The 17924-nt window shown below is 57.7% G+C and carries 16 protein-coding genes; 11 read left to right on the top strand and 5 right to left on the bottom strand.

The window, feature by feature from the left end:
* The first annotated feature begins 5 nt into the window (after nucleotides 1–5).
* The 4 genes from ACQZ5M_RS03360 to ACQZ5M_RS03375 all read left to right on the top strand — a co-directional run bounded on the left by ACQZ5M_RS03360 (nucleotide 6) and on the right by ACQZ5M_RS03375 (nucleotide 3987).
* Complete coding sequence (locus ACQZ5M_RS03360; RefSeq protein WP_449079063.1) at nucleotides 6–1106, top strand: class I SAM-dependent methyltransferase; 1101 nt, start codon at nucleotides 6–8, stop codon at nucleotides 1104–1106.
* A gap of 148 nt (nucleotides 1107–1254) precedes the next feature.
* Nucleotides 1255–2049, top strand: coding sequence for a peptidoglycan editing factor PgeF (gene pgeF / locus ACQZ5M_RS03365; RefSeq protein ID WP_449079064.1), 795 nt, complete (start codon nucleotides 1255–1257; stop codon nucleotides 2047–2049).
* Between the two features lies 1 nt (nucleotide 2050).
* Nucleotides 2051–3202, top strand: a complete 1152-nt coding sequence (locus ACQZ5M_RS03370; protein WP_296014599.1) for a M24 family metallopeptidase — start codon at nucleotides 2051–2053, stop codon at nucleotides 3200–3202.
* Nucleotides 3203–3279: 77 nt separating this feature from the next.
* Nucleotides 3280–3987, top strand: a complete 708-nt coding sequence (locus ACQZ5M_RS03375) for a hypothetical protein (protein WP_449079065.1) — start codon at nucleotides 3280–3282, stop codon at nucleotides 3985–3987.
* A gap of 72 nt (nucleotides 3988–4059) precedes the next feature.
* On the opposite strand, the gene ACQZ5M_RS03380 is transcribed toward ACQZ5M_RS03375, so the two are convergent.
* A complete protein-coding gene (locus ACQZ5M_RS03380) occupies nucleotides 4060–4425 on the bottom strand; it encodes a hypothetical protein (RefSeq protein ID WP_449079191.1) in 366 nt (121 codons plus the stop codon).
* Here ACQZ5M_RS03380 and ACQZ5M_RS03385 point away from each other — a divergent pair.
* On the top strand, nucleotides 4309–5196 hold the full coding sequence (locus ACQZ5M_RS03385) for a ribose-phosphate pyrophosphokinase (RefSeq protein WP_449079185.1): 888 nt from the start codon (nucleotides 4309–4311) through the stop codon (nucleotides 5194–5196). The genes ACQZ5M_RS03380 and ACQZ5M_RS03385 overlap by 117 nt on opposite strands.
* 85 nt (nucleotides 5197–5281) lie before the next feature.
* Here ACQZ5M_RS03385 and ACQZ5M_RS03390 read toward each other — a convergent pair whose 3' ends face one another.
* The 4 genes from ACQZ5M_RS03390 to ACQZ5M_RS03405 all read right to left on the bottom strand — a co-directional run bounded on the left by ACQZ5M_RS03390 (nucleotide 5282) and on the right by ACQZ5M_RS03405 (nucleotide 10529).
* Nucleotides 5282–6160: a phosphatase PAP2 family protein gene (locus tag ACQZ5M_RS03390; protein WP_449079066.1), complete on the bottom strand. Its 879-nt coding sequence runs from the start codon at nucleotides 6158–6160 to the stop codon at nucleotides 5282–5284.
* Nucleotides 6150–7664, bottom strand: a complete 1515-nt coding sequence (locus ACQZ5M_RS03395; protein WP_449079067.1) for an ArnT family glycosyltransferase — start codon at nucleotides 7662–7664, stop codon at nucleotides 6150–6152. The genes ACQZ5M_RS03390 and ACQZ5M_RS03395 overlap by 11 nt, the downstream gene beginning before the upstream one ends.
* 228 nt (nucleotides 7665–7892) lie before the next feature.
* Complete coding sequence (exaC, locus tag ACQZ5M_RS03400; RefSeq protein ID WP_449079068.1) at nucleotides 7893–9410, bottom strand: acetaldehyde dehydrogenase ExaC; 1518 nt, start codon at nucleotides 9408–9410, stop codon at nucleotides 7893–7895.
* Nucleotides 9411–9569: 159 nt separating this feature from the next.
* Nucleotides 9570–10529: a helix-turn-helix domain-containing protein gene (locus ACQZ5M_RS03405; RefSeq protein ID WP_449079069.1), complete on the bottom strand. Its 960-nt coding sequence runs from the start codon at nucleotides 10527–10529 to the stop codon at nucleotides 9570–9572.
* 281 nt (nucleotides 10530–10810) lie between these two features.
* Between ACQZ5M_RS03405 and ACQZ5M_RS03410 the strand changes: the two genes are divergently transcribed.
* The 6 genes from ACQZ5M_RS03410 (at nucleotide 10811) to ychF (ending at nucleotide 17688) form a co-directional block, all read left to right on the top strand.
* Nucleotides 10811–11455, top strand: coding sequence for a 50S ribosomal protein L25/general stress protein Ctc (locus ACQZ5M_RS03410; protein ID WP_449079070.1), 645 nt, complete (start codon nucleotides 10811–10813; stop codon nucleotides 11453–11455).
* A 301-nt stretch (nucleotides 11456–11756) separates the two neighbouring features.
* A complete protein-coding gene (locus tag ACQZ5M_RS03415; RefSeq protein ID WP_296102401.1) occupies nucleotides 11757–14153 on the top strand; it encodes a bifunctional diguanylate cyclase/phosphodiesterase in 2397 nt (798 codons plus the stop codon).
* Nucleotides 14154–14177: 24 nt separating this feature from the next.
* Nucleotides 14178–14906 (top strand): substrate-binding periplasmic protein, encoded by a 729-nt coding sequence (locus ACQZ5M_RS03420; RefSeq protein WP_449079071.1) that lies wholly within the window; start codon nucleotides 14178–14180, stop codon nucleotides 14904–14906.
* 93 nt (nucleotides 14907–14999) lie between these two features.
* Nucleotides 15000–15716 carry an aminoacyl-tRNA hydrolase gene (pth, locus tag ACQZ5M_RS03425; protein ID WP_449079072.1) on the top strand — a complete coding sequence of 239 codons (717 nt, stop codon included), beginning with the start codon at nucleotides 15000–15002 and terminating at the stop codon, nucleotides 15714–15716.
* 156 nt (nucleotides 15717–15872) lie between these two features.
* Nucleotides 15873–16472 carry an exopolysaccharide biosynthesis protein gene (locus tag ACQZ5M_RS03430; protein WP_296040389.1) on the top strand — a complete coding sequence of 200 codons (600 nt, stop codon included), beginning with the start codon at nucleotides 15873–15875 and terminating at the stop codon, nucleotides 16470–16472.
* A 112-nt stretch (nucleotides 16473–16584) separates the two neighbouring features.
* Nucleotides 16585–17688, top strand: coding sequence for a redox-regulated ATPase YchF (gene ychF, locus ACQZ5M_RS03435; RefSeq protein WP_449079073.1), 1104 nt, complete (start codon nucleotides 16585–16587; stop codon nucleotides 17686–17688).
* The last annotated feature ends 236 nt before the right edge of the window (nucleotides 17689–17924 follow it).

The following is a 17924-nucleotide window of genomic DNA, read 5'->3' on the forward strand; positions in this document are numbered from 1 at the left end:
GTGCCATGCCAACGCCCCTTGCCCGTCGAATCAAGTCTCTCATTCGCCTCAACGGCCCCTTGAGCGTCACCGATTATTTCTCGCTCTGCCTCGCAGATCCCGAGCATGGCTATTACAAGACGCGCCAACCCTTCGGCCGCACCGGCGATTTCGTTACCGCGCCGGAAGTCAGCCAGCTTTTTGGCGAAATGCTCGGCGTCTTCATGGTCCATGCCTGGCAGCGCCATGGCACCCCTGCCAATGTCAGGCTTGTCGAAATCGGCCCCGGTCGCGGCACGATGATGGCGGACATGCTGCGTGTCATCCAGCGCATTGCCACGCCTTTATACGACGCCATGAGCGTGCATCTGATCGAAACCAGCCCGCGTCTCACCGAGACGCAGCAGAAGACGCTTGCCACGCATGAGGGAAAGATCAATTGGCACGAAAGTTTTGACGATGTGCCTCCGGGCTTCCTGCTGATTGCCGCCAACGAGCTTTTCGATGCGATTCCCATCCGTCAATTCGTCAAGACGCCCCAAGGCTTCAGAGAACGCGTCGTGAGCCTCAGCGAGGATGACGAGCTCATCTTCACCGCCGGCATCGCCAGCATCGATCCAGATCTCCTGCCGCCACAGCCGGAAAGGCAGGCGCTTGGCACCATCTTCGAATATTCCCCTGCCAGGGAAGCAGTCATGGCGGCGCTGTGCGAGAGGCTGAAACTCCACGGCGGCACGGCGCTGATCATCGACTATGGCCATATGGTGTCTGGCTATGGCGACACAATGCAGGCACTGAGAATGCATGAATACGATCCCGTTCTGGCCAATCCTGGCGAAGCCGACCTCACAAGCCATGTGGATTTCGAAAGCCTGACGAAGACGGCCACCGCCAGCGGCGTTCATATCAATGGCTGTCTGCACCAGGGCGACTTTCTCTTCGGGCTTGGGCTACGAGAGCGGGGCCAGGCTTTGGCGGCGGCGGCAACGCCCGACCAGACGCTGGATATCGCGGAAGCCATCAACCGTCTGGCAGGCGAAGGCGCTGGCAAGATGGGAGAGCTCTTCAAGGTATTGGCCGTGTCGAGCCCAGCTGTCCATCTGCTCCCCTTTCGTCCACTGGATTGACAGAGACAGGTGGCTTGGGCCACCATTGTCCTCATTCGAAGCAGAAACAAATCTGCCGGACGGCATCGTTTGAGATGCGCTCATCGGAAACACTCGCTCAGAATCATCCCTCAAAAAATCGGCGACACCGCAAAGGATTGAACACCCCATGCAGGACGATACGCTGCCGTTTCCCGTTCAAAGCGACCTGCTTAAGGCCGCATCCAGAAACGGCATACGCCATGGTTTCTTCACCCGTGAAGGCGGTGTGTCGACAGGCATCTACCGCGGACTGAACGTCGGCCTCGGTTCGCAAGACGATCGCGAGGCGGTTTTGGAAAACCGTCGTCGCGTGGCGCAGTGGTTCGGCTTTCCTGTCGAGCGACTCGCAACCGTCCACCAGATTCACTCGCCCAATGTGGTCGTCATCGACAAAACCTATGACGGCGCAAGACCGCAAGCCGATGCCATGGTGACGGCAACGCCCGGCATCATCCTTGGCGTATTGAGCGCAGATTGCGGTCCGATTCTCTTTGCCGATAGCCAGGCCGGCGTCGTCGGCGCAGCCCATGCAGGCTGGAAGGGGGCAGTCCATGGCGTACTAGAAAACACAATCGACAGCATGGTCGCCCTCGGCGCTCGCCGCGAAAACATTACCACCGCCCTCGGCCCTTCGATTGCGCAGGAAAATTACGAGGTCGGACCGGAGCGCGTCCAAGACCTCAAGACGCTCGACGCCGCCTATGAGCGATACCTTGCGCCATCGCAAAACAATGGTCATGCCCATTTCGATCTGAAGCAGCTTACGATGGATCGCCTGACCAAGGCGGGAGTGCAGGCCGAAAACCTCCATCTCTGCACCTATCCGGACGGCAAGCGCTTCTTTTCCTTTCGCAGAACCACGCATCTGTCCGAACCGGATTACGGGCGGCAGATCTCAGCAATAGCAATTTTGGAGACTTAAGATGGCTCTACACTTCGAACCCGCCGAATTCGAGGCGCGTCGTGCCCGGCTGATCGAGAAGATGGCCGAGGAAAAGCTGGATGCCGTACTGCTCTTTGCTCAGGAAAGCATGTACTGGCTGACCGGCTACGACACCTTCGGCTACTGCTTCTTCCAAACGCTGATCGTCAAGGCGGACGGCTCCGTGGCGCTGCTGACCCGTTCGGCCGATTTGCGCCAGGCACGCCACACGTCCAATATCGAAAACATCTACATCTGGGTGGATCGCCTGAATGCCGATCCGACGCTCGATCTGAAGAACCTCATGAGCGAAATGGATCTGCTCGGCTGCCGCGTCGGCATTGAGTTCGACACCCATGGGATGACCGGTCGAGTTTCGCGCCTTTTGGATAACCAGCTTGCAAGCTTCTGCCAGATCGTCGATGCCTCCTATCTTGTCAGCACGCTTCGCCTCGTCAAAAGCCCCGCCGAGATTGCCTATGCAAAGCGCGCCGGTGAGCTTGCCGATGACGCACTCGATGCCGCAATCGCCCTGATCAAGCCGGGCGCGGATGAGGCCGATATTCTCGCCGCCATGCAAGGTGCTGTGTTTTCCGGCGGTGGCGATTATCCCGCCAATGAGTTCATCATCGGCTCCGGCCCGGACGCGCTGTTGTGCCGCTACAAGTCCGGACGTCGCAAGCTCGATACCAAGGACCAGATCACGCTCGAATGGGCAGGCGCGAGCGCCCACTATCACGCCGCGATGATGCGAACCGTGGTGATCGGCGAACCGGAGTTCCGTCATAAAGAGCTCTACAATGCCTGCGCGGAAAACATTCGCGCCATCGAAGACGTGCTTCGCCCCGGCAACACATTTGGCGATGTCTTCGACGTTCACGCGAAAATCATGGACGAGCGCGGCCTGACCCGCCATCGCCTGAATGCCTGCGGTTACTCCCTTGGCGCACGCTTCTCTCCCTCCTGGATGGAGCATCAGATGTTCTACGCCGGCAACACGCAGGAAATCCTGCCGAACATGACGCTCTTCGTCCACATGATCATCATGGACAGCGACGCGGGCATCGCCATGACGCTCGGCCAGACCTATGTGACCACGGAAGGCGCACCCCAGTCATTGTCACGCCACGGGCTCGACATGTTGACCGCCTGATTTGACTCCGTGGTCAAACGCCACTTAAATCACAAGGGTCCTGGGGAGGGCGTAATGATGATGAAGAGATGTAGGATATGAACAGGCTTGGTGCGCTGCTCGCGATTCCAGGTCTCGCCGTAGCTCTTTGCGCATGCAACACCAGCGATGCGCTGACGCCGCAGGTCAATGTCGGACACAGTCAAACGCCATCCACCCCGGTCACCCAGGGCGATCTCGACCAGATGGCAGCAGCAGCCGATCGCACCGGCTCCGGCGTCGCTCCACAGGTGCCGGCCTACGCGCCGCAAAACACCTTGCAGGCGCAAGCTCAGGCAATGAGCGGCGGCGTTCAGTATGGCCAACCCGTTGCGCGCCAGCCAGGACAGCCGGTGCCGGCAGAGGCCCGGCGGCAGACGGCCGCGCTCGCGCCTTCCGGTTCCGGCAGCATCCGCTTCCTGCCGATCATCGGGGCACCGGTACAGGCTGTCACGCCGCTTTCTCGGCAGCTGGGCGCGGAGGCACGTTCCAAAGGCCTGACGATCCTGCCCTCCGCCGACACGTCGGCAAACAACATCCTAAAGGGCTACCTCTCCGCTTTTGCGGATGGCGGCAAGGTCACCATTGTCTATGTCTGGGACATCCTCGATACCAATGGCGCACGCCTCCATCGCCTCCAGGGCCAGGAAACGGTGCCATCACGAGGCGGCGATCCATGGTCGGCAGTCACCGATAGCGTCATGCAAAAGATTGCGGCCAGAACGCTGGATGATTACCAGGCATGGCGACAGACAGCGCGTGGATAAATACAATCCATACGATGGGAAAAGTCCCGCCGCCGATCCAATCGATTGAATAAGGTCTGCGAAACACGTGAGTCATAAAGTTTTCACGAAAATCATGGGTAACGCGGTTCCGGCTATTGCATTCACGGGCAACAGCGCTATTAAGGCGCCCATGGCAAAACGGCATGTCCGGCGCCCTTCTGGGCCGGGTATTCCTTCCCGTTGAACGACGCACTGGCCGCGGAACAGACTAAAACGTCCGGGCTCAAGCGATGGCATGGAAAACAGGCGGCACCCATGAAGGTTTTCGCAGGCAATTCGAACCGGCATCTGGCCGAAGCGATCTGCAAGTATCTCAATGTTCCCCTGGGAAATGCCACAGTAAAACGGTTTGCGGACCAGGAAATTTTCGTAGAAATCAGTGAAAATGTCCGTGGTGAAGATGTATTCGTCGTCCAATCCACATCCTTTCCGGCTAATGACCACCTGATGGAACTGCTGATCATGATCGACGCCATGCGTCGTTCTTCGGCAAAGCGCATCACCGCCGTTCTCCCCTATTTCGGCTACGCCCGCCAAGACCGCAAGGCTGGCCCAAGAACACCAATCTCGGCCAAGCTCGTTTCCAATCTGATTACCGAAGCCGGCGCCGATCGCGTTCTAACGCTCGATCTTCACGCCGGTCAGATCCAGGGCTTCTTCGATATCCCGACGGACAATCTCTTCGCGGCACCCATTCTCGCACGCGATGTCAAGGAACATTACGACACCAATAACGTCATGGTGGTTTCACCGGACGTCGGCGGCGTGGTCCGCGCCCGTGCGCTTGCCAAGCGTCTCGACTGTCTGCTCGCCATCGTCGACAAACGCCGTGATCGCCCGGGCGAATCCGAGGTCATGAACGTTATCGGCGACGTTTCGGGTAAGGACTGCATCCTGATCGACGACATTGTCGATTCCGGTGGCACGCTCTGCAACGCCGCCGAAGCGCTTCTCAAGAACGGCGCAACCAGCGTTACCGCCTATATCACCCACGGCGTCCTTTCTGGCGGTGCCGTCGCGCGTGTTTCCTCATCCAAGCTGCGTGAACTCGTCATCACCGACAGCATCCAGCCCACCACCGCAGTCCAGTCCGCGCATAATATCCGTGTCATCACCACAGCGACACTGCTTGGCGAAGCGATCAACCGCACGGCTCTGGAACAGTCCGTTTCTGGTCTCTTCGACTAAAGCGCACGAGAGAATCTGAAAGATCACGGCATGCTCCAAGACGCAGCCGTGTCATCAGCATCTGGAATTCGCAACTCGCCTATGATTACTCCGCGGCAATCTGTGTCCGTCTAGAGATGAACCCTGCCCTCTCCTTCGCGCTCCGCGCCGAAAGGGCTCTCCCTACCTCCACCACCTTGCGCAGGGTCGCTTTTAGCAAATGAAGACCGCGAACGCTTGATCGGCGAAGAATGACTCGGACGTCCGATGAAACCGGACCGGCAGCGAACACGGATCTGCACTGTCCAATTGCCAGAAGTCGGTAGAGGATAAGCGTGGTCAGCGCGGCAAAAAGGATCGACATTGTCGTGTCGCTCAAAAAATGCCGTCCCGCCGCCATGCGCATTGTAGCCGTCACAATCATTAAAAACGCGGCTACGACGCCACAGGCGAATTTGCCTCTTCGCGACAGATGCGGCCACAGCAACACACAGACCGGAAGAAGGACGCTTGCGATCAGCGCGGTCTCTCCAGACGAAAAAGAACAGTTCTTGAAGCACTGATTGCTGAGCTGGAAGGCTGGCGTAAATGCCTGGAAGCCGCCGAACTCTGCGACACCATCGGGCCTAGCACGCCCCAGCCAGGTCTTCAGGACGCCGTTCACCAGCAATCCTGCGCACACAAACGTGTTTCCCCAGATGAAGGCCCAGACCCGCCACCCGGTCTGCTGCTTCGAACCGATCAGGACATTACCGAGAAAAATGAGAAAGGCGACGACGGCGAAGATTTCTCCACCATGACGCAGCACATCTCTCCAGAAACTGAAGTCTGGGCCAAGGCCCATCCAATCACCCCGTTGTCCATTGAAAAAGAACGCCGAGACCTCAAGATCGATAAAGGGGAAGACTGCAAAGATTATGACAGCGAGCAGCGTCAAGACAGTAAGCCAGATGGTAAGCCGCATATGAACGATATCATGATCCATGATTTGTCCCTTCAAAACATGAAGACGGTATTCTCCAGAGGCCGACGATGGCTCTTTCCATGAAGCCGGCCGAAGCCACCCAATGGCTCTGGGGCTTCTCATCCTTGATGCAGGACGGCAAAGAATCGGCGCGTGACAGCAGAAGTGCGTTCGCCTCCTCGCCAGGTTGCAACGGATAAAGCAGCGCATAATGGCTGGAAGGCAGCTGCGGCGCCTCGTTCCAGGCGCGTGGCGCGATGCGCCGATCGTCTCTCAACTCATAGAACATTTCCGCCAGAAAGGAGCGGTCGGCGGCGACAAGAATATTGGCGTGCATTTTTTCCGCGTCGGCAATGGCTGTCGAAACCACAGCTGAGCGCCCCAGATAGCGCTTCAAGGCAAGATCGCCATTGGGGAGTCGCAACTCGGTACCGAAGATGGTGAGAAGGGGCAGGATGACAGCAACAGTGGTGTTCAAAATGAGCGATGCCCGCATCCAACGCGGTCTTGCCGCAAGCCAAGGTGTCGCCAGCAAAATACCTGCCGCATAAGCCCCAACCGCCCAGTTGGCGAGCGCGCGCGAAATCAAAGCTTGCGCCGTCATCAACAGGAGAAGCGGAATGCTCAATGCAGAAAGCGAACGCGTTGTCGGATGTCTCATGTCACGCAAGGCCATCAGCATTGCGATGAAGACGAAGGGTCCGACGACACCGGCTTGAGCACCGAAGAAGCCAAGCGCCGAGCCGAAATTGAGGCTTGCGGCATTCCAATGCGCGATCGATACCGTGTGACGGGCGGTCGCGAAGTCATGCGCGTAATTCCACCAAAGATTTGGCGAAACGACGACCAAAGCAACAAGCCCTACCAGCAAGGCGTGCGACCATCCTATCCGCCAGCCCTTATCCAGATAGGCGGCAAGCGGGACAAACGGGAACAGAAACGCCATGGCATATTTGGAGAGAAAACCGAGCCCGACCGTCAGCCCCAGTCCCACGGCCAGAAAAAGAGCATAAGACCCCGCATATTCTTTCTCCGTGGCAAGCCTGCGCCACAGGATCATCGATAGCACGATGAAGAGCAACATCGGCGTGTCGGTGGAAATCAAGAGACTGGACAGCGACACGCCGGGCAGCGTGATATAGACGATCGCAGCCATAGCCCCGATCCGCACATCATAGAGCATGCGTCCGAGATGGAGCATTGCAGCAGCCGTCAGCGCATGCAGGATGGGTGCCGCAAGACGAACCTCAAACGTCCCCTCCCCGCCCGAGATCCAGGTGGTGAGACGAATGACCCAGCCAATCAAGGGCGGCTTGGAGTAAGCTCCAAAAGCCATTTCCCGGCTCCACAGCCAGTACTGCGCCTCGTCGACGAAAAGATCTGTCCGGTTGAAGGCGAGACAGACAATGCGAAACACTGTGATGCCGAGAACTGAAAACAGACAAATCGCGAGCCAGCGCGAACTTTCCGTCTCCAGCCTGCCGAAGCGTTCACCGCCACGAAATTCTCCGGCAATCTCGCTCATGAGCGGCACCCATGGGCGGTGCGAGCGACGTGAAAAAGATAAAAAAATAAATGGCGCATATCGATCCACGCAAAAATAACGAGGAGGATATGCGCCTGTTTGATGACACCTTTACGTCAATTCAGACCGCTTCGATACAAACCGCATCTGCGCTCGCCCGAAGCTTTGCCTGAACCTCAGTAGACCTCGCCACCGGCAGACTGCCTGCGGCGCCGAGGTCCAATATTGTCAGAAGAAGCCAAGCTTGTTGGGGCTGTAGGACACAAGCAGGTTCTTGGTCTGCTGATAATGATCGAGCATCATCTTGTGGGTTTCGCGACCGATGCCCGACTGCTTGTAGCCACCGAAAGCCGCCCCTGCCGGATAGGCGTGGTAGCAATTCGTCCAAACGCGTCCAGCTTCGATACCGCGACCTGCGCGGTAGGCAAGGTTGGTATCGCGGCTCCAGACACCGGCACCAAGACCATAAACGGTGTCGTTGGCGATTTCGATGGCTTCTTCCACTGTCTTGAAGGTGGTGACGGAAACGACGGGACCGAAGATTTCCTCCTGGAAGACCCGCATCTTGTTGTTGCCTTCAAAAATGGTCGGCTGAATGTAGAAGCCGTCCTTGAGATTGCCGGAGAGCGATTTCTTGTCGCCGCCGGTCAACACTTTCGCGCCTTCCTTCTTGCCGATTTCCAGGTAGCCCATGATCTTGTCGAACTGTTCCTGAGACGCCTGCGCGCCGATCATGGTGGAAGCGTTCAGCGGATCGTCCTGGCTGATTGCCTGTACGCGCTTCAGCGCCTTTTCCATAAAGCGGTCATAGATCGATTCATGCACAAGCGCGCGGGATGGGCATGTGCAGACCTCGCCCTGGTTCAGCGCGAACATGGCAAAGCCTTCAAGCGCCTTGTCCAGGAAGGCGTCGTCCTCATTCATCACATCGGCAAAGAACACGTTCGGCGACTTGCCGCCAAGTTCCAGCGTGATGTTAGTGACGTTGTCTGCCGCATAACGCATGATCTCCTTGCCGACAGACGTCGAGCCAGTGAAGGCGATCTTGGCGATGCGGCTACTCTGCGCCAGCGGCTTGCCGGCTTCCGTGCCAAGGCCGTTGACGATATTGACCACGCCCGCCGGCAGCAGGTCTTCGATCAATTCCATGACGAGCAGGATCGAGGCGGGCGTCTGCTCTGCAGGCTTCAGCACCACGCAGTTGCCGGCGGCAAGCGCTGGCGCAAGCTTCCAGGCCGCCATCAGGATTGGGAAGTTCCATGGAATGATCTGGCCGACAACGCCAAGCGGCTCATGAAAATGATAGGCGACCGTGTCGTTGTCGATCTGGCCGATCGAGCCTTCCTGGGCGCGGATACATCCTGCGAAATAACGGAAGTGATCAATGGTCAGCGGAATATCGGCATTGGTGGTCTCGCGCAGCGGCTTGCCGTTATCCCAGGTTTCCGCCCGGGCGATAAGATCGAGATTATCTTCGATCCGCTGGGCAATCTTCAAGAGAATGTTGGAGCGCTCCGTCACGCTGGTGCGGCCCCAGGCGGCACGCGCCTGATGCGCGGCATCGAGCGCGGCTTCAATGTCGCTGGCATCGGATCGCGGCACTTCGCAAATCTTCTGGCCGGTAACGGGGGAGATGTTGTCCATATAGCGCCCGGACTTCGGCTCCACCCATTTGCCGCCGACATAGTTGCCGTATTTCAGTTTGAACGGTGTCTCACCCGCTTTGTGCTGAACCTGGATGTTCATGTTTTCATCCTCCCTGATGAACAACGATCGATGTGCGATCGCGTGAAGAGAGGTTGTGCCGACAATGGGGCAAATCAAAGGGGTCAGATCGCGTTCCGCACTGCACAGTGTGTCACATCTGCGACAACGCCCGCGCCAATCCGTCGCGGTTTGCCCGCTTCAGTGGACCGCGAGTTTCTTCATCTTTCGGTGCAGAGTGGCGCGGCTGATGCCGAGCAGTTCAGAGGCTTGCGTGACGTTGCCGTTGGTACGCGCCAGAACGCGCCGGAGTGCGGCGCGCTCGGCCTCCATGAGATCGCTTCCTTTGTCATGCCGCTCTTCCTTGAGAGCGTCGGACGCCGCAATCCCTTGTGCAATCCGCGCATCGTCTAGCCGAAGCGCAAGCCTGGCCGCACGGGTAGCGCCCAGAATGATGTCGTCCTGATCGACGGCAAGCAGCGAAAGCATGGCGGAATGGGCGGAAGGCACCATCAAGATGCGCGCACCTGGAAAGGCGCGCCGGAAAAGATTGCCCTCGATACGCTGTGCCGCATCGCGCACGGTCTGCGTCACCATCGAAAAAGTCAGTTCGTTGATATCGTCGCGACAGGTGGAGATATCAAGTGCGCCCGTAACCTGCCCACGGTGATCGCGGATCGGTGCTGTCGTACAGGACAGGTTGATGTTGGAGCTGAAGAAGTGCTGGTCGCGATAGACCACTGCAGGCCGCTCATCGGCAAGCGCTGTGCCGATACCGTTGGTGCCAACACTGGCCTCGCTCCACAGCGCGCCCGACCAAAGCCCCGCCTTGCGGAAATCCTCGTCATCGCTAGCGGCCCCACGTCGTTCCAACGCCACACCCTTGGCATCGGTCAGAAGCAGGCAGCACCCTGCCCGTCCGACGGTCGAAAAGATTCGATCGATCTCATCCGCACTCTCGGCCAGAAGGTCGAATGCCTCGTCGCGAGCCTTGCGAAACTCCGCTTCCGAGAGAAGGATCGGCTTGCGGTTTTCCTCCGGTGCCAGATGATGCATGGTCATGCACCGCCGCCATGACGCGACGATAGGAGAACTTGCGGCAGCGGATGAATGATTGGCGCTCTCATAGACATGAGTGGCATGTGCGGCGTCGTTCGACATAGGCTCCTCCCAAAGCGTTCCTTATGGTGCGCCGGTTGAAGCAGTCTTTCAACAGTAAAATAGTCGCATGTGGGAGCACCGGACGGTGGCGACGCAGCGACATGCGCGTGATGCCGTCGCACGCGGCACGGCCTTGCCTTTGCGGCAGCTTTATACTATAGCGCGCGCATCCGTGTAGACACCCTTGGAGGCAACGCGGTCGGGTTGGCGCAGGCGCCGCCCCAGTTCTCGTCAGGCTTTGCCTGTTTGAACTCTCCATATAACCTCGAAAAGGAAATGCCATGAGCAAAGAAACTTATGAGCTCAAGGCCGAGGCGCGCGAACGAGTTGGTAAGGGGTCCTCTCGTGAACTTCGCCGCAACGGTTTGATTCCCGCTGTCATCTATGGTGACAAGCAGGCCCCGATTTCTATCGCGATTTCGACCAACGAAATCACCAAGCGCATCCACGGCGGCGGCTTCATGACGACGATCGCAACGATCGACGTCGACGGCAAGAAGTACAAGGTTCTGCCGAAGGACTACCAGCTGGACCCGGTTCGTGACTTCACGATGCACGTGGACTTCCTGCGCGTTTCGGCAAACTCGAACGTCACTGTCGAAATCCCGGTTCACTTCATCAATGAAGACAAGTCCGAGATCAAGACCGGCGGCGTTCTGAACATCGTTCGCCACACGATCGAAGCCAACGTTCCTGCGAACCAGATTCCGGATGCGATCACCGTCGACCTCGAAGGTCTGAAGATCGGTGACAGCGTTCACATCTCGCAGATCAAGCTGCCGAAGGCCGTCACCCCGACGATCACCGATCGCGACTTCACCGTTGCAACGATCGTTCCGCCGGTTGTCGACGTTGTTGAAGACGATGCCGTCGCTGCTGAAGCAGACGCCGCAGACGTTGCAGAAGACGAAGACAAGTCCGAATAACCCCTCTCGGGTCGTTTCGAAAAAGCCCCGTATCGAAAGATGCGGGGTTTTTTTATGCGCGCTTTGCCGCGCGGCGCGTGACCGCCGGATCGATTGCAGGCCTAGCCGTGCGCGCTGAATTCAACAAACGATTAAGCATCCTGTGAAAGGATACCTAAAATCTTTGGCTTTAGAACCGCTATTGGAACCAACCTTGGAAGATAGGTGAATGTGATCGCGCGGTCGCGGCTATCTCGGCGCAATGTATCGCCCGAGCTTGAAGCGGGATTAAAGGCGCTCTGTGGAGTCTTAGAGAGGGTAGATGACCCATTCGGTGGAAAGGCGCTTTCTAGCAATCGTGTCCGGCGTCTTGCTGGCCATTGTCACACCGCTTTTTACGCTTCTGTTGTCTCTCTCCTATAGCGAGGCGACATCCAGCCAGGCAGACCGACTCGAAATTCTCATCGTGGCCAATGCACAGGCGCTGGGGCGTCCACTCTGGGACCTGGACGACGACAGTATCAACCAGATCACCGGAAATCTGATCACAGATCCGGCAATCTATATGGTCCGCGTCAAGGATAGCTTCGGCCAGTTGGATGTCACCCAGACATCCAGCACCCCCCGCACCGGCAAAATCTCCTCCATGAGCCGGGATATTTTCTACAAGAACCTGGACGGAGAAACGAAGGTCGGCACCATAAAGGTCTTCTTTCACAATATCAGTCTGTTCTCGTCTTTGAACGGGATTGCGCTTTCCTTTCTGTCGATCTTCGTTCTGGCGATATTGGCTGTTTTCGCCGCAGCAATCATCGGCAACCGGATGATGGTCATGCGCCCGCTCATGCGCCTTACGGCTGCGATCGAGGCGACGCGCCGACTGGGCTCCCGCCATCATGTCGATTGGCAATCAAGCGATGAAATGGGGCGGCTCGCCCAAAGCTTCAACGAGATGCAAACTCAGCTTGACCGCGAGGAACACGAAATCAAGCGGGCGCATCGGCGCACAGCGGAAATCTACAACCGCACGCCTGCCATGCTGTTCTCACTCGATCCGAACAACCGCATCGCAGCAGTCTCCGATTACTGGGTGAAGGCGACCGGCTACAGCCGTGAGGAAGCGTCTGGTTGCTGCTTCGAGGCGTTTCTCCATCCCGATGATCGCGAAAGCTTTCGCCAACGCCATCAAAACCGCGCTTCCGGCCCAGCGGATGATTCCGGCGCCGCCGAACTCACTGTCCGCTTCATCTGCGCCGACGGGCGGTCGATGGATGTGCTGATTTCCGAGAAAACACTGGAAACCAGCATCGAAGAGGCCAGCGCGGATATCTTGTGTGTCATGACGAATGTCACCGAACTTCGCCAGTCAGAACAGCGCAACGGCTTGCAGGCGATTTCCGATCATCTCACCGGACTGCTGAACCGTCAGGGCTTCGAAGCGATGTTGGATCAGAAAATTCTGACCGTCGATGCGACCGAGACCGAGCTTGCCTGCCTCTTCATCGACCTTGATCGTTTCAAGAACATCAACGACAATTTCGGCCATGCGGCAGGAGATAGTGTTCTCAAACAATTCGTCGAGCGTTTGAAAAGCGTCCTCCATCCCCAGGATTCGGCCTCAAGGCTCGGCGGCGACGAGTTCGCTCTGCTGCTGACCGGTAGCGACGCAGAAGAGCGCGCCTTGAAGCTTTGCGACAAGATCGGCGCCATGTTCAATGAACCCTTCATGGTCAACGGCCAAGGCATTCGTCTGAGTGCCAGCATCGGTGTCGCCATGTATCCCGAGCATGCCAGCAGCGCCTCCGAACTTTTGCAGCGCTCCGACCTTGCCATGTATACCAGGAAGCGGGCCGGCAAGAATGGTGCGCAGGTTTTCGATGCCGCGATCATGAACGAGACGCGCCAGCGGGCGGAGATCGAACGGGAGATCGAGCAAGCCATCGAGGAAAACTGGCTCGTAGCCCACTTCCAACCCATCCTCAACCTGACGACAGGCGCGACATGTGGCTTCGAGGCCTTGATGCGGCTTCATCATCCGCAAAAGGGTCTTCTTCCACCCGGCCCGATCATTCGCGCCGCTGAGGACAATGGTAGCATCAAGCGTCTCGGCAATATAATTCTTGAACAGTCGATCAGGAACCTTGCCGAACTCTCTGAAGTTCCAGGACTCGAAAACGCCTATGTCGCCGTCAATTTCTCCGCGCAACAATTCGAAACCGGGCTACCCACTCGTATTGCCGGCTTGCTGCACCGTTACGGCGTTATTCCAACAAGGCTTGTCCTGGAAATCACCGAAGCGGTTCTGATGCACGACGACCCGCAGGTCCGCGCAGTCCTCAATGCGCTGGGTCAGCTTGGGTGCCGCATTGCGCTGGATGACTTCGGCACCGGATATTCGTCCCTGAGCTACCTCAACCGCTTTCCTGTCGACATCGTCAAGATCGATCAGTCTTTCACGCGCTCCATCAGCGATGACGCGCAGGATATCAGCAAGAAGAGCCGCATGCTGGTCGAAGGTATCAGCGCGATTTCGCACAAGATGAACTGCCTGGTGATTGCCGAAGGGGTGGAAACCGAAGAGCAGATGAAGATGCTGCAGGAGATTGGCGTGGACTGTGGTCAGGGCTATCTGTTTTCCAGACCGAGCGCTATAGATGTCCTCGCAGAAAAATACCGGACGTTCGGAGAGATGAGCAAGAGACTGAGGTCCGCGACATAAACGCTGCGTGAGGGGGGGGGAGCAATGTTACGACTTTGTCTTCTGTGGGCCGGATTGTCAGCCTGCCTGCTGGCGGCAACATCTGCCAAGGCGGAAAAATTGATCCTGTCGACGGAGTATTATCCGCCGTACAATGTGCGCGATGCAAACGGTCAGCCTAGCGGTGTCTACTGGGATCAACTGAAGATCATTCTGGAGCGAACCGGCACGCAATATGAAGCGACCGTCATGCCCTGGGCACGCGCAATAAAGCTGGCGGAAACCGCGCCGATGCATTGCGTGTTCGCTGCGGCCCGCACCGCAGAGCGTGAAAACCGCTTCAAATGGGTGTCGCCTATCCACACCGATCGCAACGTTCTGGTCGCACGCAAAGACCACGTCTTGAAGATCGCGACACTGCAGGATGCAAAGGCCTATACGATCGGAACCCAGCGAAACGACTATACGGAAGCGCTGCTGCGCTCGATGAATTTTCCGCGCATCGATGTCAGCGCGGACTTCAACAACACGCTTTCAAAACTGATCGCTGGCCGGATCGACATGATGCCCATGTCTGAAAGCGCCCTTAAAAATCTTCCTCAGCATGAACTCACAGAGGTCATCACCTTTAGCAAACAAAGGCTTGGCATGGCCTGCAACAAAAGCGTGCCGGACAGTCTCATCGAAAGAATGCAGAAAGTGCTGGATGATCTGATCTCCGACGGCACCCAGCGGCGCATCTATGAGAAGTACGGTCTGGTCATCAGCGAGTAAGTGGGCCGCTTTCGTTTCCTGCACAAAAAAGTTGACACTGGCTGCGTTTCGCGTTGGTGAGAAGACAACACTTGACTGAAACGGAATGCGTCCATGATCATCATAGCCGGTCTCGGCAACCCAGGCAGCCAGTATGCCGGCAACCGCCATAATATCGGCTTCATGGCCGTCGACGCCCTGCAACGCCTGGCGTCGTTCACACCATGGTCGAAAAAGTTCAAGGCCGAAATCTCAGAGGGCGAGATCGCCGGTGAAAAAATCCTGCTGATGAAGCCGCTGACATTCATGAACCTCTCGGGCGAAGCCGTTGGCGAAGCGATGCGCTTCTACAAACTGAAGCCCTCCGACGTGATTGCTATCCATGATGAGCTTGACCTGCCCGCCGGTCGCGCCCGCGTGAAGATCGGTGGCGGCCATGGCGGCCATAATGGCCTGAAATCGCTCGATGCCCATTGTGGCAAGGATTATCGGCGCCTGCGCCTCGGCATCGGCCACCCGGGTGACAAGGACCGTGTTCACGGTCACGTCCTTGGCGATTTTGCCAAGGCGGACAAGGCGTGGCTCGAGCCGCTGCTCGACGCGATCGCCGATAATGCCGCCATGCTGGTGAAGGGTGAGGACTCCCAGTTGATGAACAAGCTTGCGCTTGCAACAGGCGCCAAGTCAGACGCTGACAAGGCTGCAAAGACGGCGAAAGCGGCGGGACAGTCGCACATCCATCAGGCCCGCAATCATGCGCAACCGAAAAAGCTGCCGGAAACCGGGCCTATGGCAGAGATGCTCAAAAGGATGTTCGGCAATAAGGATTGAGGCTTTCGAGCGCGTCAATAGAGGCTCGAAGTCGGCGCGCGGTGACTTGAAACGACAAGCGCCGTCCCCATTTCATTCCCATGACGCATAACGACCAATCCACCCTCTTTTTCTACGACGTGGCGATCCATGGATAAGGAAGCGCCTCATAAAAGCATGGCAGCAGCCCTCAAGCATCTGCCCCATGGGCTTCCCGAGCGCGTCTCGCTCGATGATCTGCTTGACCGCCTGGGCGACAAGGCGATCGCCTTCGTGCTCCTGGTCTTTGCCATTCCCGCTATCATACCGACCCCGGGCATTCCGGCAGGAATGATTTTCGGGACAGCGCTTGCCATACTGTCGTTGCAGATCATCTTTCGGGCGCGAAGACTTGTGCTGCCGAGTATCCTCGGCCGTCTCGCTGTCTCGCGCTCCATCATCGAACTGACGGCAGAAAAAGCAGCGCCCCGATTAGAAAAACTGGAGCGCCTGCTGAAGCCACGCGGTCATGTGCTGGCAAGATTTGCAGGGCAGACGCTGCTCGGCATCGTGATCTTCCTGATGGCCGTAATCATCGCTCTGCCCATTCCGTTCGGCAATATGCTACCTGGCATCACCGTTCTGATCATCGCCTTGGCAATCGCCCAACGCGACGACCTGGCGTTGCTTGGCGGCCTCCTGATGGCGGTGGTGTCGCTGCTTGCAACGCTCGCCATTGTCTATGGCGGGTGGGCGCTCATCTCCAGCTGGTTTGGCCTTGGTCAGCCCGCGGCATAACAGGCAAAGGGCGGAATTCTCGTCCTTTGCGGCAACAAGGCTTGACCTTGTCCCGCCGTTTCCGCAAAAGGCTGGCAATGGAATTTTCAAAAGTTAAAGACAGGTTCAAGCCATGGGCTTCAAATGCGGTATCGTCGGCCTGCCGAATGTCGGCAAGTCCACACTCTTCAACGCGCTGACGAAAACGGCAGCAGCACAGGCAGCCAACTATCCCTTCTGCACCATCGAGCCGAATACCGGTGAAGTCGCGGTGCCGGACGCGCGCATGCGTGTTCTGGCCGATATTGCCGGTTCGAAAGAAATCATCCCGACACGCATCTCGTTTGTCGATATCGCCGGTCTGGTTCGCGGCGCATCCAAGGGTGAAGGTCTCGGCAACAAGTTCCTTGCCAATATTCGTGAGGTGGACGCTGTCGTTCACGTGCTGCGTTGCTTCGAAGATGACGACATCACCCACGTCGAAGGCCGCATCAATCCGGTCGGCGACGCCGAGACCATCGAAACGGAACTGATGCTGGCCGACCTGGAGAGCCTCGAGCGCCGCGTCGAGCAAACGCGCAAGCGGGCAACCTCGAAGGACAAGGAATCGCTGGCACAGCTGCCTGTCATGGAAGCCGTCATCAAGCTCCTCAATGAAGGCAAACCTGCACGTCTTCTTCTAAAGACGCTGGCAGCAGACGAGATCGAAGTCCTCAAGGGCCTGAACCTCCTCACATCGCATCCGGTTCTCTACGTTTGCAACGTGGCGGAAGCCGATGCCGTGAATGGAAACGAGCACACCAAAGCTGTTGCCGAAATGGCAAAGGCGCAGGGTGCCGAATGCGTCATCATCTCGGCTGCGATCGAATCTGAAGTTGCTCAGCTTCCGGAAGAAGAATCCAAGGAGTTCCTGTCGGCGCTCGGCCTTGAAGAGGCCGGTCTCGACCGTCTGATCCGCGCCGGTTACCATCTGCTTGATCTGATCACCTACTTTACGGTAGGCCCGAAAGAATGCCGCGCCTGGACCATCGTTCGCGGCACCAAGGCACCGCAGGCAGCGGGCGTCATCCACACGGATTTCGAACGTGGCTTCATTCGCGCCTTCACGATCGGCTACGACGACTACGTCGCCTACAAGGGCGAAGTGGGCGCCAAGGAAGCCGGCAAGGGCCGCGATGAAGGCAAGGAATATGTCGTTCAGGATGGCGATGTCATCCACTTCCGCTTCAACACCTGATCGGTTTTTGACGCGGCAGCTGCATGCCGGCAGTATTTGGACGGTGCCGACATGACTGCACCGTCTCTTCAAAAAGCAAATCTGCTCGCCGTCCCATGTGGGCCCTGTCCGACGAAACAATCATGCCTCGACTCTCAGCGAGGCATCCTGCGGGCCTCGTACGCCACTTCCATCACGCTGAAGCCAATCTGACCTTTACGTAAAGGGAATATTGGCGTTAGCTTGAGTTCAACGTC

This window comes from Rhizobium sp. 22-785-1 (genome assembly GCF_053521965.1).